Origin of the sequence: Methylotuvimicrobium alcaliphilum 20Z (assembly GCF_000968535.2) — a bacterium.
In the GTDB taxonomy this organism is placed as follows: domain Bacteria; phylum Pseudomonadota; class Gammaproteobacteria; order Methylococcales; family Methylomonadaceae; genus Methylotuvimicrobium; species Methylotuvimicrobium alcaliphilum.
Genome location: NC_016112.1, coordinates 4,073,975 through 4,094,044, shown reverse-complemented (window position 1 = coordinate 4,094,044; position 20,070 = coordinate 4,073,975). Strand labels below are relative to the sequence as shown.

Sequence of the window (20,070 nt, the reverse complement as noted above, 5' to 3'; positions counted from 1 at the left end):
TTTATTAGAGTGTTAAATCGGCTTCGGTATCGTCGCCGGTTCGATGCAGCAGATTGATGTTGTCGGCATTGACATGTCCTGCAGCAATTTCGCGCAAGGCGAGTACGGTGTCTTTGTCTTTGCCGCGCGGGATAAATTCTTCCGCGCCCTTGCTCAATTGGCGGGCGCGTTTGCTGGCTAACAACACCAGTTTAAAACGGTTTTCGACGTGCTCAAGGCAGTCTTCAATAGTAACTCTGGCCATGGTGATCCTGTAAAACAATAAATACCGGCCTATAGGCCGGATGAAAAGGGCATTTATTATAAAAGGAAACGCTGATTAAATCAGCGTTTCAATAAAAGACTCTGATAACTCTTTTGCAGTTCAAATTACGAACGGTTTGTAACAGTCGCGAGAGGCTGAGACAGTGGTGTTAAGTTTAAACAGGCGTTATACCTTTCGCACTTCAAATTTCGGCAGTGCCTAAGGAGGTACCGGGGGGCCTGGCAAAGGCTTTGCCAGCATGGATGCTGGCATAGAGCCTACATGGACGTATTCTCACGGCGTCCTTTGACGGGCCCCTGGTGCCGAATTTTGATCTGCGATGGGTATGATTTCGAAGATGCGATAACTTTTCACCGGAGTCGTTGCCTCGGCGTGTAATCAGTCGATACAGAGCTTCTCAAGCGCGTTGTTGTAAAACGGCTACGGCCGGTAATTCTTTGCCCTCCAAAAATTCAAGAAACGCGCCGCCGCCGGTCGAAGTATAAGATACTTTTTCTTCGATTCCATATTTGTCGATGGCCGCTAGCGTATCACCACCGCCGGCAATTGAAAAGCCACTGCTGTCGGCAATGGCTTTAGATAGGGCTTCGGTACCGCCACCGAATTGATCGAATTCGAAAACTCCGACCGGCCCGTTCCACACGATCGTGCCCGCAGATTTTAGAATGTCGGCATAAAGCGCCGCAGTTTCAGGACCGATATCCATAATCAAATCGTCGTCTTGAACATCGGCGACTTTTTTGACTGTTGCGGCGGCGCTTTCCGAAAACTCTTTTGCGCAAACCACATCGACCGGAACCGGGATTTCAGCTCCGTTACGTTTTGCTTGATCCATCAATCGGTTGGCTTCATCGATTAAATCGGCTTCATAGAGGGATTTGCCTACCGGAAATCCGGCTGCAGCGATAAAGGTATTGGCAATACCGCCGCCGACGATGAGCCGGTCGACTTTTTGCGATAGGGATTCGAGTACGGTGAGCTTGGTCGAAACCTTCGAGCCGCCCACGATTGCGACCAGAGGCCGGTCAGGGCTCTCCAATGCTTTGCCTAAGGCGTCCAATTCTTTAGCTAATAAGGGGCCGGCGCAAGCGATCGGTGCAAATTGCGCAACGCTGTGCGTGGACGCTTGGGCTCGATGTGCGGTGCCGAATGCGTCCATTACAAAAATATCGCATAGGGCAGCCATTTTTTTGCCGAGCTCTTCGCTGTTTTTCCCTTCGCCTTTATTGAAGCGCACGTTTTCGCATAAAACGACTTCACCTGGCTGTATTTCGATACCGTCGATCCAGTCTTTCTCTAAGCGCACGGGTTTGCCTAGTAAGCCTTGTAAATGTTCGGCAACCGGTTTCATCGAGGCTTCTTCGCTGTAAACGCCTTCTTCGGGACGACCTAAGTGCGACATCAGAATGACTGCGGCGCCGGCTGATAAGGCGTGTTTAATAGTGGGCAAGCTGGCTTGTATGCGGATGTCGCTAGCCACTTTCCCGTTTTTGATCGGGACATTTAAGTCTTCGCGAATCAATACGCGTTTATTTGATAAGTCCAGATCGACCATTTTTTTTATCGACATATGTTTGGCTCCTGATGCTGAGTTGAGATAGGGTTTAAAATGTAGCTAAGGAACGAGCATGAAATAACTTAGACAACTGTTGGAGGGGGTTTGGTGGCTCGGTTGACAGGTGTCGGCGGCAGGGCAGATTTTTGCTCCTGCAAAATCTGCATTCATGCCATCCATGGCAATCAGATTCCGCCGTCAAGCCTACATGGACGTATTCACGGCGTCCTGTCAAGCGAGTCACCAAACCGCCACAAAGCCTACTACTTGTATAAGTTACTTTGTGCATATTCCTAATCAAATTTATGCGCTGTAAGCTCGTCAAAGGACGCCGAGGCCTTCGCGCCTAAATTATGGATGATTTCGATTCATAGCTAATGACCTATGGAGTTTAGTTGCAAGGTGAATGCGGATATTGCACGGAGCAAAAATCCACACTGCTCCGAGATGAATATGGCAAATTAGTCGCGTGATCTAAAGTTGTATTATTGTAGCAAAATAGCAGCGCCTATCATTGCCGCGCCGATCAAAATCGTAGTCAATGTGGTATTTTGGTTACGTTCGATTTGTTTGCGTAATAAATGCAATTCGCGGTTTTGTTGATCCATTTGCGCGCGGGCGTGACCTGCGTCGTTCAATGCCTTGATAACCAGTGCCGGGATTTCCGGGAATTGCTCTGCGAGTTCGGGAAACTGTTGCAAGGCTTTTTGTATTTTGGCTTTTGGGCCTAGACGTTCGTGAAACCATTTTTCCAGAAATGGTTTCGCGGTTTGCCATAAATCTAGTTCAGGATAAAGTTGGCGGCCGAGTCCTTCAATATTAAGCAGGGTTTTTTGCAGTAGCACCAGTTGTGGTTGAACATGCATGTCGAAGCGCCGGGCGGTTTGAAACAAACGCAGCAATAAGTGTCCGAAAGAGATATCCTTGAGCGGTTTTTCGAAAATCGGTTCGCAAACACTTCGGATTGCCGATTCAAAGTCTTCGACACGCGTCGTTCCGGGAACCCAGCCTGATTCGACATGCATTTGCGCAACGCGGCGGTAATCCCGATTGAAAAAGGCTAGAAAGTTTTCAGCCAAGTAGCGCTGATCGGATTCTGACAGCGTGCCGACGATGCCGAAATCGACAGCGAGATATTTGGCAGGGAGTTCGACGAAAATATTGCCGGGATGCATGTCGGCATGAAAAAAATTATCGCGAAAGACTTGCGTGAAAAAAATTTCGACGCCGCGTTCGGCAAGCAGTTTGAAGTCGGCATTGCCGGCTCGCAATTGTTCGATGTTGCCGACCGGTATGCCTTTGATGCGTTCCATGACCATGACTTTTTGGCGAGTCAACGGCCAATGTACTTCCGGCACATAAATCATTTCCGAGTGTTCGAAATTACGGCGCAGCTTAGCGGCGTTGGCGGCTTCTCTGACTAAGTCGAGTTCATCTAGTGTCGATTTCTCGAATTCCATAACAACTTCCCGAGGCCTTAATCGTCGGGCATCGCTCCAAAAGCGTTCGGCAAAGCGAGCTAATTCGTATAGCAAGCCGACATCGGACCGGATGCGCTGTTCGATGTCGGGTCGTAATACCTTGACGATGACCTGTTCACCGTTATTTAACACGGCAGTATGCACTTGTGCGACCGAGGCCGACGCTAGCGGTTCGTCGTCGAATTCGGCGAAAGCCTCGCTGATCGGTATTCCCAATTCTTTTTCGATAATTGCACGGGCAATACTACTGGAAAACGGAGGAACCTTGTCTTGCAACTTGACCAGTTCATCCGCGATATCTTCAGGGAGTAGGTCCTTACGGGTGGATAAGGCTTGTCCGAATTTTACATAGATGGGGCCTAAATCTTCGAGTGCACGACGAATTCTGACGCCGCGTGATTCTGTTCCGCGCCGTAGCCAAAAGGTAGGCGATAAAAAGACTAAATACCGAATTGGCCGGAATAAATGCGTTTTTAGGACAATTTCATCAAGGCCGTGGAAGACCAGGACCCAGTTGATATGAATCAGGCGCAGCAATATTTTTGGGCGGATCACTGAGTTACCTTGTAGTAATATTGTCGTGGATGGATCAAAGGGGTTGGTTTGTATATAGGGTTAAGGCTGTTCGGTATGGGTAATCTCAAGATTTTCTAGACGGCTTTGTAATCGGTCAAGATCGGTTTGCAGGTCGCTGATTTTACGGTAGAAAATATCGGTCTCTGGTTTTGCGGGTAAGTCTCGAGCTTCCTCCTGAAGAAATTCCGTTAGGTTGAGCCGGAAGCTTTCGAGTATGTCGCCGGTCCAACTTTGGCCGGTACGAAAGAATCGGCCTATGCGATGAGCAATGATATCGCCGGTATAACGCGATAGTATTTCTTCGAGGTCGATATCTATCTTTTCGAAAAGGTTAATGAATGCATTCCCGACTTCATTATCACCGCTGATTTCGATCGAGTCGTTGAATAATGTGCTTCCCAAGCCTTTTGCGCCGAATGCTAGTGCTGTGCCGGTCAATAACGTGTCGGCCGGGGCCGGGTAGTCGTCTAAGACCTGAATAGCGGTTTCCGAAGGGCAAAGATAGAGTGTTTCATTGAATGGCCGGAGGGTAATGCCGATCACTTTGCCGGTTAGCGGAGCCAGTAAATAACTAGCATCGCGGTCAAGTGCGACGAAGCGATTCAAGGCGGCTTCGAATACGCTAAGCAGTAGGGGTTTTACGGTCATGAGCGAGTCGTCGGTAAATTGGGGAGGCATTATTAGATTTTATAGCCTCTATGCACCGCCACGATGCCTTGCGATAAGTTGAAATATTCGCAGCGTTCGAGTCCTGCGTTCTCCATCATTTTTTTGAGTTCGTCTTGTTTCGGATGCATGCGGATCGATTCGGCTAAATACCGGTAGCTCTCTTCGTCCTTTGCAACGAACTTTCCGATTTTAGGCATCAAGTTGAATGAATAAAAGTCGTAAACCTTTTCGGTCAATTTGTCGGTCGGGTGGGAAAATTCCAGCACGATGACCCTTCCGCCCGGTTTTAACACGCGATACATCGATCTTAATGCAGCGTCTTTGTCGGTAACGTTGCGGAGCCCAAAGCCGATACAAACACAGTCGAAGGAGTTGTCCTCGAAAGGTAGGCATTCCGCATTGACTTGCGCGAAGCGAATGTTGCCGATGATGCCGTGGTCGATCAGGCGATCGCGACCATTACGCAGCATTTCTGCGTTGATGTCTGCGAGGACTACTTGCCCTTTTTTGCCGACGCGTTTTTCGAAGAGCATTGTCAGGTCGCCGGTGCCGCCGGCCAGGTCAAGTACACTTTCACCGCTACGAACATTGCTGAGTTGTACGGCGATGCGTTTCCAAATGCGATGAATGCCGAACGACATTAAATCGTTCATGATATCGTATTTGCCGGCCACGGAGTCGAATACACTCCGGACCATTTGAACTTTTTCTTCCTTAGCGACTTGTTTGAAGCCGAAATGTGTCGTGTTTTCGTTTGTCATGTTTTTTCCGGTTAAGCGCTAATCATTGATTGAATTTAGTCGAAATCAAGGTTGTTGGTCCTAAGTCGAGGCTTTGGGCGGCAAAACCTATAGTTGAAATAACTGTCTTGTCATCAACCTAAAAGAGCAGTAGGCATTATTATAGACCGTTCGTGCTGAGCCAAGTCGAAGCGTGGAGGGCTATATCTTTCGCATTTCAAATTTCGGTAGTGCCCGAGGAGGCGCACCGGGGTGTCTGGTCGCTCACCTAACGCTAGGTGAGCGACCAGCATGGAGCTGGTATAGACTCTACATGGACGTATTCACAGCGTCCTTTGATGGACATTCCGGTGCCGAATTTTGATCTACGATGGGCATATAACATTTTCACCGGCTTGGTGAAGCCTCAAATGCTCTTTGTTAGGCTCAAGGATGACTTACAATATATTGGAAGGGGTATGGCTACTGATGATGTGGTTGTCCAGTCGCTTCCAGTTTATCCAAGTACGCAGCCCATAGCTCCTTGTATTCCGAGCCCAATTTATAAAGTAATGGCCAAGTGTAAATACCAGTTTTATGACCGTCGCTAAAAACCGGGGTTATCGCATAGTTACCGACCGGTTTAAGTTCGTTGATGGTAACGTTTTCTTTGCCTATTTGTAATATCTCCTGACCGGGGCCATGGCCTATCGCTTCCGCCGAAGGCGTGTAGACGCGCAGGTATTCATAAGGCAACGAAAAGGTGTGTCCGTCGTCGAAACTAATTTCCAAAATTCGTGAATTCTGGTGTAACTTGATTTCGGTCGGTGTTGTGTCGATTTCTTGTACGGTCAGGCGCATAAGTTTAGAGTATGTATCGGCTTAAGTCTTCATCCTGAGCTAACTCGGCAAGATGGGCATCGACATAGCCGGCGTCAATCGTGATCGATTGTTCGTTTAAGTCAGGTGCGTTAAAGGATATTTCCTCCAGTAACCGCTCTAATAGGGTATGTAATCTTCGTGCGCCAATGTTTTCCGTTGTTTCATTGACTTGCCAGCCAAGTTCGGCAATGCGTTGAATGCCGTCCTGAGAGAAGTTCAGCAATACTCCTTCGGTAGCTAATAAAGCTTGGTATTGCTCAGTCAATGAGGCGTCCGGTTCTGTCAAGATACGCACAAAGTCATCGGCGGTTAGGGCATCGAGTTCAACTCGGATAGGAAAACGGCCCTGCAATTCCGGAATAAGATCCGATGGTTTGGTCAAATGAAAGGCGCCTGAGGCAATAAACAAAATATGATCGGTTTTGATTGTGCCATATTTGGTGCTGACCGTGCTGCCTTCAACCAGTGGTAGCAAATCTCGTTGAACGCCTTCTCGGGAAACCTCGCCGCCACCGCTGCCTATTTCGGATCGTTTACAAATTTTATCGATTTCGTCTAAGAAAACGATGCCGTTTTGTTCCACGGATTCAACAGCGCGTAGCTTGATATCTTCTTCATTGACCAGTTTGGCGGCTTCTTCTTCTTGCAGTACTTTCAAAGCATCCTTGGTTTTCATTTTACGAGTGCTTTTTCGGCTGCTACTGAGATTTTGAAACATCCCTTGTAATTGACTGGTCATTTCTTCCATGCCGGGAGGAGCCATGATTTCAACGCCGAGCGGGGCAACGTGGACATCGATTTCAATTTCTTTGTCGTCTAATTCGCCTTCGCGTAGTTTTTTGCGCATCTTTTGACGCGTGGACGACTCGGTTTCGGAAAGCATGCCGCCGCTGGCGCTAGGTAGTAAGATGTCGAGTACGGATTCTTCAGCGGCATCGGCCGCTCTGTTTTGAACCTTATCCATCTCTTCTTGGCGGGTCATTTTTACCGCGGTATCGACGAGATCGCGAATAATCGATTCAACGTCGCGGCCCACATAGCCCACTTCGGTAAATTTAGTAGCTTCGATTTTAATGAATGGCGCGTTCGCTAGTTTGGCTAAGCGTCTGGCGATTTCGGTTTTACCGACGCCGGTGGGGCCAATCATCAAGATATTTTTCGGGGTGATTTCATCGCGTAGAATCCCGCTAACGAGGCTACGCCTCCAGCGATTACGTAACGCGATTGCGACAGCTCGTTTGGCGTTAGCTTGTCCTATGATGTGTTTATCCAGTTCGTGGACGATTTCTCTTGGTGTCATTTGGCTCATTCGGTCGGCTCTTTGGGTTCAGCGTCGAGTTCTTCAATGCGCAGGTTATGGTTTGTATAAATGCATATGTCTGCAGCGATATTTAGCGAGCGTTCAACGATTTCACGCGCGCTAAGTTGAGTATTTTCTAACAGAGCCCGGGCTGCTGATTGTGCATAAGGCCCTCCGGAGCCGATAGCTATGAGTTCGTGTTCCGGCTCAATAACGTCTCCGGTTCCTGATATGATCAAAGAGGATTTCGCGTCCGCAATAGTAAGCAAAGCCTCAAGTCTGCGTAAAGCACGATCGGTGCGCCAATCTTTAGCCATTTCAACGGCTGCGCGAGTTAAATTGCCGCGATGTTTTTCCAGTTTGCCTTCAAAATGCTCAAACAAGGTAAATGCATCGGCCGTAGCTCCGGCGAAGCCAGCGATTACTTTATCGTGATATAAACGCCGAACTTTACGTGCGTTGCCTTTCATAACAGTGTTGCCAAGCGTGACCTGGCCGTCACCGCCAATGACCACTTTATCTCCGCGTCGGACGGAAAGAATGGTTGTTCCTCTGAAGTTCACTTCTAATTCCCGGTTCAATAATGAGTTAGTATGGCAATTCTACCTGTCTTATCCCGTATAAGGAAAAGAATCTGAATTGTTAGCATGGATATAATACAGAATATGGGTTGCACGATTGAAATTTCAATAGGTGCAATACGAAAGTATAAATTAATTGAGTTCCTGCGGGTTTGATTTAAGCGTTAAAAATTGGATGTTCATATAATAAAGTATAAATGGATGGTGCCTGTTTAATATTGCTCGACGCTTAAGGATGTGGTCGTAAATATACCTTTCGTACTTCAAATTTCGGCAGTGCCTGAGGAGGGGCCAGCATGGATGTATTCACCCAGCACCTAAATTCCATAGTCAATGGGCTATGGTTAACTATCTTAGATAATTTAGGTGCTGGGTTCACGGCGTCCTTTGATGGGTATCCCGGCGCCGAATCTTGATCTAAGATGGGTATATCGCGAAATCCTAAGATGATGTTGTTTGTCCTCCCCCTTCTTAGAATTAGCACGATGTGTTTTAGAAGCAAAAATAGGTTAGGCGAAGTAATTGTGGTTTGTCTCTGTTGTCAATATTCGTTAATGAATTCCCGTGTGTGCAGACGAGTGTATGCGATGGGTTATTCCTCGGGTTTTTTTAAAGGTCATCGGGTTGATTTAAAAGGATAAATTAACCACTGCAGAAAAAAGATCAAAACAAGCTTGACTCAAAATTAAGAATCCTGTTTAATACGCGCTCTTTCACGGTGCGCCTAGGTAGCTCAGTCGGTAGAGCAGAGGACTGAAAATCCTCGTGTCGGCAGTTCGATTCTGCCCCTGGGCACCAATGAAAGAGTTTAAGATTTATTAGCTTATTAATTAAATAAGCATTGAAAATAAAGTTTGACATTGAGTTTCGCTTCTGTATAATAGGCGGGCTCAACGGGAGAGAAAGTCTTCCAGCTCTTTAACAAGCAGATCAAAATAATTTGTGTGGGTGCTTGTGGCGAATAGCTTAGCGGTTAAAACTATTCGGCGCAAGAACAACACGTTAATTCAAAGCGATTACGTTTAATTCTTAGTCGAGCCAAGATTGGTGACTCATCTTATTGAGTCACAAACCATATTAAACTGAAGAGTTTGATCATGGCTCAGATTGAACGCTGGCGGTATGCTTAACACATGCAAGTCGAACGGTAACGGTCCTTCGGGAGCCGACGAGTGGCGGACGGGTGAGTAACGCGTAGGAATCTGCCTGGTAGTGGGGGACAACTCGGAGAAATCCGAGCTAATACCGCATACGCCCTGAGGGGGAAAGCGGGGGATCTTCGGACCTCGCGCTATCAGATGAGCCTGCGTTGGATTAGCTAGTTGGTGGGGTAAAGGCCTACCAAGGCGACGATCCATAGCTGGTCTGAGAGGACGATCAGCCACACTGGGACTGAGACACGGCCCAGACTCCTACGGGAGGCAGCAGTGGGGAATATTGGACAATGGGCGCAAGCCTGATCCAGCAATACCGCGTGTGTGAAGAAGGCCTGAGGGTTGTAAAGCACTTTCAATAGGGAGGAAAAAGCGTTGGTTAATAGCCGATGCCTTGACATTACCTATAGAAGAAGCACCGGCTAACTCCGTGCCAGCAGCCGCGGTAATACGGAGGGTGCGAGCGTTAATCGGAATTACTGGGCGTAAAGCGTGCGTAGGCGGTTATTTAAGTCAGATGTGAAAGCCCCGGGCTTAACCTGGGAACGGCATTTGATACTGGGTAACTTGAGTTTAGGAGAGGAGAGTGGAATTTCCGGTGTAGCGGTGAAATGCGTAGAGATCGGAAGGAACACCAGTGGCGAAGGCGGCTCTCTGGCCTAAAACTGACGCTGAGGTACGAAAGCGTGGGTAGCAAACAGGATTAGATACCCTGGTAGTCCACGCCGTAAACGATGTCAACTAGCCGTTGGGTCTTTATTAAGACTTAGTGGTGCAGCTAACGCATTAAGTTGACCGCCTGGGGAGTACGGCCGCAAGGTTAAAACTCAAATGAATTGACGGGGGCCCGCACAAGCGGTGGAGCATGTGGTTTAATTCGATGCAACGCGAAGAACCTTACCTACCCTTGACATCCAGAGAATCTGTGAGAGATCGTAGAGTGCCTTCGGGAACTCTGAGACAGGTGCTGCATGGCTGTCGTCAGCTCGTGTCGTGAGATGTTGGGTTAAGTCCCGTAACGAGCGCAACCCTTATCCTTAGTTGCCAACAGGTCAAGCTGGGAACTCTAGGGAGACTGCCGGTGATAAACCGGAGGAAGGTGGGGACGACGTCAAGTCATCATGGCCCTTATGGGTAGGGCTACACACGTGCTACAATGGCCGGTACAGAGGGCAGCGAACTTGCGAAAGTCAGCAAATCCCAGAAAGCCGGTCCTAGTCCGGATTGCAGTCTGCAACTCGACTGCATGAAGTCGGAATCGCTAGTAATCGCGAATCAGAATGTCGCGGTGAATACGTTCCCGGGCCTTGTACACACCGCCCGTCACACCATGGGAGTGGGTTGCAAAAGAAGTAGGTAGTTTAACCTTCGGGAGGGCGCTTACCACTTTGTGATTCATGACTGGGGTGAAGTCGTAACAAGGTAGCCCTAGGGGAACCTGGGGCTGGATCACCTCCTTACAAAGACAGCAAGCGTTCGTCATAAGTACCCACAACAAATTATTTTGATCGAAGACGTCACGAGCCTGGGCCTGTAGCTCAGTTGGTTAGAGCGCACCCCTGATAAGGGTGAGGTCGGAGGTTCAAATCCTCCCAGGCCCACCAACGCGGCGCAAGCCTGGAAGCGGAAGGACCACCCGTCAAACTAGCAGTGTTTAGTTTGCACGAACCCCAAAGGGGCCATAGCTCAGCTGGGAGAGCGCCTGCCTTGCACGCAGGAGGTCGGGAGTTCGATCCTCCCTGGCTCCACCAATGCTATACCGTTTGAATGGCGAAAGCCCTCACAGACGGTATAGCATTGGTGACGGAAACAACGTCACGAATAGCTCTTTAACAATTTGGAAATCTGTACACTGTAACTTCAACGTTTAAAGCGATTTAAACCAAGAAGATACATAAAACAAGTTCACCGAAGCAGACGGTAAAGCAAAGCTTGTTACTGTCCGCGCCGCAAGGCGAAGACAGCGGCAAAGCCAAGACCAACCGAAAGCGACGTGAATGAGTTCTCAAGCAGAAAGCGAAAATGTCAGCTGACAGATAACGCCACAGACCTGAACCGAAACCACGCTACCGAAAGGGAGTGCGAGAGCGGTCAGACTGATTGGGGTTATATGGTCAAGTGAATAAGCGCATACGGTGGATGCCTAGGCGATAAGAGGCGACGAAGGACGTAGTAGCATGCGATAAGCCGCGGGGAGTTTGCAAACTAACTTTGATCCGCGGATTTCCGAATGGGGCAACCCAGTCAGGACAACCTGATTATCCTTAAGTGAATACATAGCTTAAGGAGGCGAACCCGGGGAACTGAAACATCTAAGTACCCGGAGGAAAAGAAATCAACCGAGATTCCCTTAGTAGCGGCGAGCGAACGGGGACCAGCCCTTAAGTCCAGCCCCAGTTAGTGGAATGCCCTGGAAAGAGCAGCCATAGATGGTGATAGCCCAGTACATGAAAACTGGAGCTGGATGAAAACGAGTAGGACGGGGCACGTGAAACCTTGTCTGAACATGGGGGGACCATCCTCCAAGGCTAAATACTCCTTATCGACCGATAGTGAACCAGTACCGTGAGGGAAAGGCGAAAAGAACCGAGGAGATCGGAGTGAAATAGAACCTGAAACCGTATGCGTACAAGCAGTAGGAGTCCCGCCCCTAAATTACTTTAGGAAAAAAATGCATTACTTTTATGTCTTACAAGCAATTGAAGATAAAGAAAAGTTTTACTTTGGCTGTACGAGTAACCTGAAAGAGCGAATCAGCTCGCATAATGCAGGTAAAAATATAGCAACTAAAAGCAATCAGTGGCGAGTGGTTTATTACGAAGCGTTTTTAACATTAAGTGGAGCGAGACAGCGAGAATATCGTATCAAGCATCACGGCAGTGCAAAGCGTAAATTAATGGACCGAATCAAACCCACCTTAGAGTAATTTAGGGGCGGGATGACTGCGTACCTTTTGTATAATGGGTCAGCGACTTAATCTCAGTGGCAAGCTTAACCGAATAGGGGAGGCGTAGCGAAAGCGAGTCTGAATAGGGCGTCATAGTCGCTGGGATTAGACCCGAAACCGGGCGATCTATCCATGACCAGGTTGAAGGTTGGGTAATACCAACTGGAGGACCGAACCGGGATCCGTTGAAAAGGATTCGGATGAGTTGTGGATCGGAGTGAAAGGCTAATCAAGCCCGGAGATAGCTGGTTCTCCTCGAAAGCTATTTAGGTAGCGCCTCGTGTATCACTGTTGGGGGTAGAGCACTGTTTCGGCTAGGGGGTCATCTCGACTTACCAACCCGATGCAAACTCCGAATACCAACAAGTGCGAGCACGGGAGACACACGGCGGGTGATAAGGTCCGTCGTGAAAAGGGAAACAGCCCAGACCGTCAGCTAAGGTCCCCAAATCTATGCTCAGTGGGAAACGATGTGAGAAGGCCCAGACAGCCAGGAGGTTGGCTTAGAAGCAGCCATCCTTTAAAGAAAGCGTAATAGCTCACTGGTCGAGTCGGCTTGCGCGGAAGATTCACCGGGGCTAAGCATAGTACCGAAGCTACGGATCATACTTTAGAGTATGGTGGTAGAGGAGCGTTCTGTACGCCTGCGAAGGTCGATTGAGAAGTCGGCTGGAGGTATCAGAAGTGCGAATGCTGACATGAGTAACGATAATGGGGGTGAAAAACCCCCACGCCGAAAACCCAAGGTTTCCTGCGCAACGCTAATCGACGCAGGGTTAGTCGGCACCTAAGGCGAGGCCGAAAGGCGTAGTCGATGGAAAACAGGTTAATATTCCTGTACCGGAGGTAACTGCGATGGGGTGACGGAGAAGGCTAGGTCAGCTGTCTGTTGGAATAGGCAGTTTAAGCGAGTAGGGAGTGGAATTAGGCAAATCCGGTTCCATAATTCTGAGACGTGATGACGAGTATCCCCTAGGGGAGACGAAGTGATTGATGCCCTGCTTCCAAGAAAAACCTCTAAGCATCAGGTTATCTGCGGCCGTACCCTAAACCGACACAGGTGGGTGGGATGAGAATTCTAAGGCGCTTGAGAGAACTCGGGTGAAGGAACTAGGCAAAATGGTACCGTAACTTCGGGAGAAGGTACGCCCTTGGTAGGTGAAGTCCCTTGCGGATGGAGCTGAAGAGGGTAGCATTAAACTGGTGGCTGCGACTGTTTAGCAAAAACATAGCACTCTGCAAACTCGAAAGAGGACGTATAGGGTGTGACGCCTGCCCGGTGCCGGAAGGTTAATTGATGGGGTTATCTTCGGAGAAGCTCTTGATCGAAGCCCCGGTAAACGGCGGCCGTAACTATAACGGTCCTAAGGTAGCGAAATTCCTTGTCGGGTAAGTTCCGACCTGCACGAATGGCGTAACGATGGCCACACTGTCTCCACCCGAGACTCAGTGAAATTGAAATCGCTGTGAAGATGCAGTGTACCCGCGGCTAGACGGAAAGACCCCGTGAACCTTTACTATAGCTTGACACTGGACTTTGAACCTATTTGTGTAGGATAGGTGGGAGGCTGTGAAGCATCAACGCCAGTTGGTGTGGAGCCGACCTTGAAATACCACCCTGGTATGTTTGAAGTTCTAACCTAGGTCCCTTATCGGGATTGGGGACAGTGTCTGGTGGGTAGTTTGACTGGGGCGGTCTCCTCCCAAAGAGTAACGGAGGAGCACGAAGGTGTGCTCAGCATGGTCGGAAATCATGCGATGAGTGTAAAGGCAAAAGCACGCTTGACTGCGAGACGGACAAGTCGAGCAGGTACGAAAGTAGGTCTTAGTGATCCGGTGGTTCTGAATGGAAGGGCCATCGCTCAACGGATAAAAGGTACTCCGGGGATAACAGGCTGATACCGCCCAAGAGTTCATATCGACGGCGGTGTTTGGCACCTCGATGTCGGCTCATCACATCCTAGGGCTGAAGCAGGTCCTAAGGGTATGGCTGTTCGCCATTTAAAGTGGTACGCGAGCTGGGTTCAGAACGTCGTGAGACAGTTCGGTCCCTATCTGCCGTGGGCGTTTGAGATTTGAGGGAAGCTGCTCCTAGTACGAGAGGACCGGAGTGGACGAACCTCTGGTGTTCCGGTTGTCATGCCAATGGCATTGCCGGGTAGCTATGTTCGGACGGGATAACCGCTGAAAGCATCTAAGCGGGAAGCCTCTCCCAAGATGAGATCTCACTGGGACCGTGAGTCCCCTGAAGGGCCCTGAGAGACGATCAGGTTGATAGGTCAGGTGTGGAAGTGCAGTAATGTATGAAGCTAACTGATACTAATTGCCCGTGAGGCTTGACCATATAACACCCAATCGGTTTGAAAACCAAGGTGTTATCCAACAGCCGACAATCGCTAAAGCGAGAGAACGAAAAACGTGTACAGATTTCCAAAAAAACAGGTGAAAGGCAAAAGGTTAAGGTTAAAGGCGCAAGGCTAAAGGCTAAGCGACTGTGATTGAAGACCGAAATAACAAGCGAAAGCACCTGTTAGTAAAGAGTTTTGAGTAGGCGCAAAGCACACAGCCGAATGAGCATTGACGAATACCATCGTTAACCTTACGGCTTAACTTTGAACCTACTGTAACCGGTTTGCCTGGTGACCATAGCGAGCGTGTCCCACCCGATCCCATCCCGAACTCGGAAGTGAAACCGCTTAGCGCCGATGATAGTGTGGCAGTTTGCCATGTGAAAGTAGGGAATTGCCAGGCTCTTATCCCAAAAGCCCGTGTTGATCACTCAACACGGGCTTTTTTTTTGCTTTAAGGTTTGTCATAGAATGGCATCGCCAATAAAACGCAATCATTGGGTATTAAATACTAGTTAACGCTGTGGATTGGACGTGGATTCTCGTGAGGATGACGACCGAATTCGTAAAAAATGACAACCTCGAGAAAAATCGCTGGCCACGGTGTTCATGGGCATGATTGGCTGATTGAATTTTAACGGAACTTTGACAAGAAAAATCGCAATCTATTGAATAAAATAGAATTATAAATTTTGTGGCATTACAGGTAATGACAATCAAGATAAATATCAAACAAGATCCGCTGTTTTCTTGAGAAAACATAAACAATTGTAAGCATTAGAAAAACATTTACAATAGACGCTAAACTTTAAAATGTAGTGTCTGACGAAGATTTGTTAATTATACCTTTTGCACTTCAAATTTCGGCAGTGCTTGAGGAGGCGCCAGGGGGTTGTGCGACCCCTCACCTAACGCTAGGTGAGGGGCCAGCATGGAGCCTACAGGGATGTATTCACCCAGCACCTAAATTCCATAGCCCATTGGCTATGGAATTTAGGTGCTGGGTTCACGGCGTCCTTTGACGGACGCCCTGGTGCCGAATTTTGATCTGTGATGGGTATAGTAAAATTTTGATCTATGACAGGTATAAATATCCAAAAATGACTTCTCGCTTTTTAAGGGTGAGGCAAAAATCAGCATCTATTGTTAAAGGATCTATAAGGAAAAAATTATGCAACCATCGGTAACAAAAGTTTGCGTCATTGGGCTGGGTTACATCGGATTGCCTACCGCATCGTTATTAGGAACTAAAGGCTTTAAGGTCTTTGGTGTCGATACTTCCGAGCATGTCGTCAATACCATTAACCAAGGCAAGATTCATATCGTCGAGCCTGATCTTGATATTTTGGTCAAATCAGCCGTGCAATCGGGGAACTTGAAAGCCGGCTTGCAACCGCAAGAGGCCGATATCTTTATTCTCGCGGTACCGACACCTTTTAAAGACGAGCATATACCCGACCTGTCCTATGTTGAAGCCGCTACGCGAGTTATTGCTCCTTTCGTAAAACCGGGGAACATTGTTATTTTGGAATCGACCAGCCCGGTCGGTACTACCGACGATATCGTCGCAAAAATCTTAAGCGAAGAAGGTCATGACGTCGGAAGGGACGTTTATGTCGCGCATTGTCCGGAGCGCGTGTTGCCGGGAAGGATATTGACGGAATTAGTGGAAAATGATCGCATCGTTGGCGGTATTAACGAAATTTCGACCGAAAAAGTTGTCGAATTTTATCGAGCCTTCGTGCGCGGAGAGATTTTGGCAACTGACGCCAAAACCGCCGAGCTCAGCAAGCTGAGCGAAAATTCATTCAGGGATGTCAATATCGCTTTCGCTAACGAACTGTCGCTGATTTGCGATCAAGAAAATATCAACGTTTGGGAATTGATCAAATTGGCGAATCGTCATCCGCGAGTGAATATATTGCAACCGGGCCCCGGCGTCGGAGGGCATTGTATAGCCGTGGACCCTTGGTTTATTGTGGCGAGGTCACCGGATCAAGCCAGACTCATTAAAACCGCTCGCGAAGTAAACGATGCCAAACCGCATTGGGTCATCGATAAAGTCAAAGTCAGTGCCGATAAATTTAAAAATCCCGTTATCGGTTGTTTGGGGTTGGCTTTTAAAGCCGATGTCGACGATTTGCGGGAGTCGCCGGCTTTGGATATCGTTAAGGAAATACGAAAGCAAGACATTGGCGAGGTGCTGGTCGCCGAACCTAACTTAACAGAACACAAGGACTTTACGCTGTTACCTTATCAAGAAGTCATCAAGCGGTCCGATATCGTGCTGCTGTTGGTCGATCATAAGCCGTTTAAATCGTTGAAGGCAGCCGACCTCAAAGAGAAAATTTTGATCGATACGCGCGGCGTGATTCAATAATTCTCCGAATCAAGCTTCATAGGAAATATCCAGCACCGTATACTGCAAGATTTGATCGGCAATGTGAATGACGACCACGTCGTCAAAAGTCTTTTTCAATAAAGCCTTGGCTAGTGGCGAATCCAAGCTGATATACTGTTTAGCCGAATCGAGCTCGTCTGCACCTACGATTCGGTATTTGACTTCCCTTCCTTCGGCGTTTTCCAGTGTTACCCAAGCACCGAAATAGATGCGATCTTCATCGTTCGGTGTTTGATCGACCATCTTCAGAATCGGCAAGCGTTTTTGCAAGTAATGAATACGTCTATCGATACCGCGGAGTTCTTTTTTTCGATAGATATATTCGGCATTTTCCGAACGGTCGCCCTCTGCGGCTGCGGCGGCAAGCGCTTCAGTTACATATTTACGTTTTTCCCATAACTGTTTGAGCTCTTGTTCCAAGGCTTGATAGCCATGACGGGTGATGTAGGGAGATGATTTAGGTTGAGGGGGTCTCCAACGGCTCATGATTAGTATAGTAATGAAATTAATTTTGAAGATTTTCACACAAACGTGCGTCAATTTTATATCATAAACAGCCCTTCATTAATCAATTAAAGGTTTATTTATGCAAGTTGCTGACAATATGGCGGTTTCGATCCATTACACATTAACTAACTCGGCAGGCGAGCAACTCGATAGCTCAATAGGCAGTGATGCGTTGGTTTATCTTCACGGCAGCGGCAATATCATTCCCGGTTTAGAAAAAGCTTTACAGGGTAAATCGGTCGGAGACAAATTCCAAGTTGCCATCGCTCCCGAAGACGGATATGGCGAATATTTTCAAGAGATGGTACAGGTTATCCCTCGCAAGATGTTTGAAGGCGTTGATAACGTGGAGGTCGGTATGCAGTTTCATGCCGATATCAGTTCCGGTCCCGGTATTGTTACCGTTATAAAAGTCGAAGGCGATGAAGTGACGATTGACGGTAATCATCCTCTAGCTGGAGAGTCGCTAAATTTCGATGTTGAAGTCACCGATATCAGAGCTGCTACCGAGGATGAATTGGCTCACGGCCATATTCATGGAGTTGGCGGCGAAGATCACTAAGCCGCGATTACTCAATATTTTTACGAGAACCGAATGGGTCGCTTGAATCCGAGCAACACAAACGTTCCATCTTTCATCATTATGAAGACGCTCAAATCCGCCGCGCATGACAAAGTCATTTGCTCTTTTTTTGCGCTCGCGCTTTTAATTGCGGGGCCGGTTTACTCTGAAACCTCGCTATGGCGAGTTAGTAAAGATGATGCCGAATTGTTTATCGGCGGTACTATTCATTTGCTGGGTACGTCCGATTATCCGTTACCCGAAGCGTTTGATCGGGTTTATCGAAAAGCCGACAAATTAGTGTTGGAAGTCGATTTAGCCGACTTTTCTGGGCAGGAAGCGCAAATAGCTATGATGCGGCGTTTACAGTATGTCGACGGTACGACATTGCGTGATGAGCTTAACGCCGAGACCTATGCCGAATTGCAGCGTTTTTGTCAGCATGTGGGCATACCGATTGAGTCTTTACAGAACTTGAAGCCGCCTTTGGTCGCGATTAGCTTGATGATGTTTGAATTACATCGTTTAGGTTTAGCCGAAGCTGGAGTGGATCATTTTTTTAGCGCGAAAGCCCAGGCTGATAATAAGCCCGTCGGGGCGTTAGAATCGTTGGAAACGCAAATATCCGCATTGGAGCAGATGGGCCTGGGGCAGGAGAACGAACTCATTTTGTCCACATTAAGAGAAATTGAAGAGCTCCCCGCGTTACTGGGGGAGCTCAAGTCTGCATGGCGTTCAGGCGATCTCGATACATTGGATGAATTAGGAATCGCGCCGATGCGCAGCGATTACCCTAGCCTATATCGGGAACTGCTGGTCAATCGCAACAATGCTTGGGTACCTAAGATTGAGGCGATGCTAAGCACACCCGAGCGAGAGTTGATTTTAGTCGGCGTGTTGCATTTAGCCGGCGAAAAAGGTGTTTTGCAGCAGTTATGCGAGCGGGGTTATGTTGTTGAGTCTTACCGGTCCTTTCCTATTAACCTAGAAAAAGCATTTTGCCATGAAGAATAAGAAGTTAATTCAGTAACTTGTTATACGTTTGTATAAAACTTTCTCTCGCCCAAAAGGTTAGCGAGAATGTTTAGGTAATTTCAAGAAATCCTTCATGAAATTCATGTGCTTCATGGTTAAATTGCCGAATTTAGGTTAAACGATTTTTCGATCAAAAGGGAGTAAGTTTATTGATTTTTGCCCAGCCAATCTTGCGGCTTTAAATAACGTTCGTACAACTCTGCTTCGGGGGAGCCCGGTTCCGGTTGCCAATTATAGCGCCAGTTCGCAACCGGCGGCATAGACATCAAAATAGATTCGGTGCGTCCGCCCGATTGTAAACCGAATAGCGTACCGCGATCGTAAACCAGATTGAACTCGACGTAACGGCCGCGCCGATAGAGTTGGAACTCGCGCTCTCGCTCGCCGTAAGGCGTGTTTTTGCGTTTTTCGATAATCGGCACATAGGCGTCGATATAGTGATTACCGATGCTTTGCATGAATGCAAAGCATCGCTCGAAGCCCCATTCATTCAGATCGTCGAAAAACAGTCCGCCCGCACCGCGTGTTTCGCCGCGGTGCTTCAAATAAAAATACTCGTCACACCATTTTTTATAGCGAGGATAAACCTCTTTGCCGAAAGGCTCGCAGGCGAGGCGCGCGGTTCGATGCCAATGCTGCACGTCTTCATAAAACGGATAAAAAGGCGTTAAATCGAATCCTCCGCCGAACCACCAAATCGGCTCTTCGCCGGGTTTTTCCGCGACAAAAAAGCGCACATTGGCATGTGAAGTCGGAACATAGGGGTTACGCGGATGAATGACTAATGAAACGCCCATCGCTTGAAACTGGCGGTTGGTCAACTCTGGTCTCGCGGCTGTCGCAGACGCCGGTAGTTGATTGCCGAAGACATGAGAAAAATTGACGCCGCCTTGTTCGATGACGTGACCGTTGCTTAACACTCGGGTCTTGCCGCCTCCCCCTTCAGGTCTTTGCCAGTTGTCTTCGATGAATCTCGCGTTCGGTTCCTGGCTTTCCAGCGAGGCGCAGATCCGATTTTGTAAATCCAGCAGAAAGCTTTTGACGTTTTCGATGTCTTTGTTATTCATTGTTAATTAGAGTGTCAAGAG

At 48.2% G+C, this 20,070-nt stretch carries 13 protein-coding genes, 3 tRNA genes and 3 rRNA genes; 9 read left to right on the top strand and 10 right to left on the bottom strand.

What is annotated here, in order from left to right:
• Positions 1–4 precede the first annotated feature (4 nt).
• From rpoZ to hslV, 8 genes are all read right to left on the bottom strand, one after another.
• The gene (gene rpoZ, locus MEALZ_RS17405; protein WP_014149963.1) at positions 5–244 is read right to left on the bottom strand and encodes a DNA-directed RNA polymerase subunit omega; all 240 of its coding nucleotides are present in this window, start codon (positions 242–244) and stop codon (positions 5–7) included.
• Positions 245–662: 418 nt separating this feature from the next.
• Complete coding sequence (locus MEALZ_RS17400; RefSeq protein WP_014149962.1) at positions 663–1,835, bottom strand: phosphoglycerate kinase; 1,173 nt, start codon at positions 1,833–1,835, stop codon at positions 663–665.
• A 470-nt stretch (positions 1,836–2,305) separates the two neighbouring features.
• Entirely contained in the window at positions 2,306–3,856 is a 1,551-nt protein-coding gene (gene ubiB / locus MEALZ_RS17395; protein WP_014149961.1) for a ubiquinone biosynthesis regulatory protein kinase UbiB, read from the bottom strand.
• A 60-nt stretch (positions 3,857–3,916) separates the two neighbouring features.
• Complete coding sequence (locus MEALZ_RS17390; protein ID WP_046061665.1) at positions 3,917–4,525, bottom strand: ubiquinone biosynthesis accessory factor UbiJ; 609 nt, start codon at positions 4,523–4,525, stop codon at positions 3,917–3,919.
• Between the two features lie 32 nt (positions 4,526–4,557).
• Positions 4,558–5,307, bottom strand: coding sequence for a bifunctional demethylmenaquinone methyltransferase/2-methoxy-6-polyprenyl-1,4-benzoquinol methylase UbiE (ubiE, locus tag MEALZ_RS17385; protein WP_014149959.1), 750 nt, complete (start codon positions 5,305–5,307; stop codon positions 4,558–4,560).
• A 441-nt stretch (positions 5,308–5,748) separates the two neighbouring features.
• Positions 5,749–6,126 (bottom strand): gamma-butyrobetaine hydroxylase-like domain-containing protein, encoded by a 378-nt coding sequence (locus MEALZ_RS17380; protein WP_014149958.1) that lies wholly within the window; start codon positions 6,124–6,126, stop codon positions 5,749–5,751.
• A gap of 4 nt (positions 6,127–6,130) precedes the next feature.
• A complete protein-coding gene (gene hslU, locus MEALZ_RS17375; protein WP_014149957.1) occupies positions 6,131–7,456 on the bottom strand; it encodes an ATP-dependent protease ATPase subunit HslU in 1,326 nt (441 codons plus the stop codon).
• Positions 7,453–8,010 carry an ATP-dependent protease subunit HslV gene (gene hslV, locus MEALZ_RS17370; RefSeq protein ID WP_046061232.1) on the bottom strand — a complete coding sequence of 186 codons (558 nt, stop codon included), beginning with the start codon at positions 8,008–8,010 and terminating at the stop codon, positions 7,453–7,455. The genes hslU and hslV overlap by 4 nt, the downstream gene beginning before the upstream one ends.
• Positions 8,011–8,750: 740 nt before the next feature.
• On the opposite strand from hslV, the gene MEALZ_RS17365 reads away from it, so the two are divergent.
• From MEALZ_RS17365 to wecC, 7 genes are all read left to right on the top strand, one after another.
• Positions 8,751–8,826, top strand: a tRNA-Phe gene (locus MEALZ_RS17365).
• A 281-nt stretch (positions 8,827–9,107) separates the two neighbouring features.
• A 16S ribosomal RNA gene (locus tag MEALZ_RS17360) occupies positions 9,108–10,642 on the top strand.
• Between the two features lie 67 nt (positions 10,643–10,709).
• Positions 10,710–10,786: transfer RNA gene (locus MEALZ_RS17355), tRNA-Ile, on the top strand.
• A gap of 71 nt (positions 10,787–10,857) precedes the next feature.
• Positions 10,858–10,933: transfer RNA gene (locus MEALZ_RS17350), tRNA-Ala, on the top strand.
• A gap of 361 nt (positions 10,934–11,294) precedes the next feature.
• Positions 11,295–14,473, top strand: a 23S ribosomal RNA gene (locus MEALZ_RS17345).
• A 291-nt stretch (positions 14,474–14,764) separates the two neighbouring features.
• Positions 14,765–14,880: ribosomal RNA gene (gene rrf, locus MEALZ_RS17340) — 5S ribosomal RNA — on the top strand.
• The 16S, 23S and 5S rRNA genes sit together here with 3 tRNA genes alongside, the layout of an rRNA operon.
• Before the next feature lie 768 nt (positions 14,881–15,648).
• Complete coding sequence (gene wecC, locus MEALZ_RS17335) at positions 15,649–16,857, top strand: UDP-N-acetyl-D-mannosamine dehydrogenase (protein ID WP_014149955.1); 1,209 nt, start codon at positions 15,649–15,651, stop codon at positions 16,855–16,857.
• Positions 16,858–16,866: 9 nt separating this feature from the next.
• Here the strand turns inward: wecC and greB are convergent, their stop codons facing one another.
• Positions 16,867–17,364, bottom strand: coding sequence for a transcription elongation factor GreB (gene greB, locus MEALZ_RS17330; RefSeq protein WP_014149954.1), 498 nt, complete (start codon positions 17,362–17,364; stop codon positions 16,867–16,869).
• A 100-nt stretch (positions 17,365–17,464) separates the two neighbouring features.
• Between greB and MEALZ_RS17325 the strand changes: the two genes are divergently transcribed.
• Both MEALZ_RS17325 and MEALZ_RS17320 read left to right on the top strand, forming a co-directional pair.
• Positions 17,465–17,947 (top strand): FKBP-type peptidyl-prolyl cis-trans isomerase, encoded by a 483-nt coding sequence (locus MEALZ_RS17325; protein ID WP_014149953.1) that lies wholly within the window; start codon positions 17,465–17,467, stop codon positions 17,945–17,947.
• A gap of 81 nt (positions 17,948–18,028) precedes the next feature.
• Positions 18,029–18,961, top strand: a complete 933-nt coding sequence (locus tag MEALZ_RS17320; RefSeq protein WP_046061664.1) for a TraB/GumN family protein — start codon at positions 18,029–18,031, stop codon at positions 18,959–18,961.
• A 167-nt stretch (positions 18,962–19,128) separates the two neighbouring features.
• Here MEALZ_RS17320 and hemF read toward each other — a convergent pair whose 3' ends face one another.
• Entirely contained in the window at positions 19,129–20,049 is a 921-nt protein-coding gene (hemF, locus tag MEALZ_RS17315; protein WP_014149951.1) for an oxygen-dependent coproporphyrinogen oxidase, read from the bottom strand.
• Positions 20,050–20,070 lie beyond the last annotated feature (21 nt).

What these genes read in the sequence shown, in the direction of transcription:
- rpoZ (WP_014149963.1), bottom strand. Translation starts at nt 244, where the DNA reads ATGGCCAGAGTTACTATTGAAGACTGCCTTGAGCACGTCGAAAACCGT.
- greB (WP_014149954.1), bottom strand. Translation starts at nt 17,364, where the DNA reads ATGAGCCGTTGGAGACCCCCTCAACCTAAATCATCTCCCTACATCACC.
- ubiE (WP_014149959.1), bottom strand. Translation starts at nt 5,307, where the DNA reads ATGACAAACGAAAACACGACACATTTCGGCTTCAAACAAGTCGCTAAG.
- MEALZ_RS17325 (WP_014149953.1), top strand. Translation starts at nt 17,465, where the DNA reads ATGCAAGTTGCTGACAATATGGCGGTTTCGATCCATTACACATTAACT.
- hemF (WP_014149951.1), bottom strand. Translation starts at nt 20,049, where the DNA reads ATGAATAACAAAGACATCGAAAACGTCAAAAGCTTTCTGCTGGATTTA.
- hslU (WP_014149957.1), bottom strand. Translation starts at nt 7,456, where the DNA reads ATGAGCCAAATGACACCAAGAGAAATCGTCCACGAACTGGATAAACAC.
- wecC (WP_014149955.1), top strand. Translation starts at nt 15,649, where the DNA reads ATGCAACCATCGGTAACAAAAGTTTGCGTCATTGGGCTGGGTTACATC.
- MEALZ_RS17320 (WP_046061664.1), top strand. Translation starts at nt 18,029, where the DNA reads ATGAAGACGCTCAAATCCGCCGCGCATGACAAAGTCATTTGCTCTTTT.
- MEALZ_RS17400 (WP_014149962.1), bottom strand. Translation starts at nt 1,835, where the DNA reads ATGTCGATAAAAAAAATGGTCGATCTGGACTTATCAAATAAACGCGTA.
- MEALZ_RS17390 (WP_046061665.1), bottom strand. Translation starts at nt 4,525, where the DNA reads ATGACCGTAAAACCCCTACTGCTTAGCGTATTCGAAGCCGCCTTGAAT.
- MEALZ_RS17380 (WP_014149958.1), bottom strand. Translation starts at nt 6,126, where the DNA reads ATGCGCCTGACCGTACAAGAAATCGACACAACACCGACCGAAATCAAG.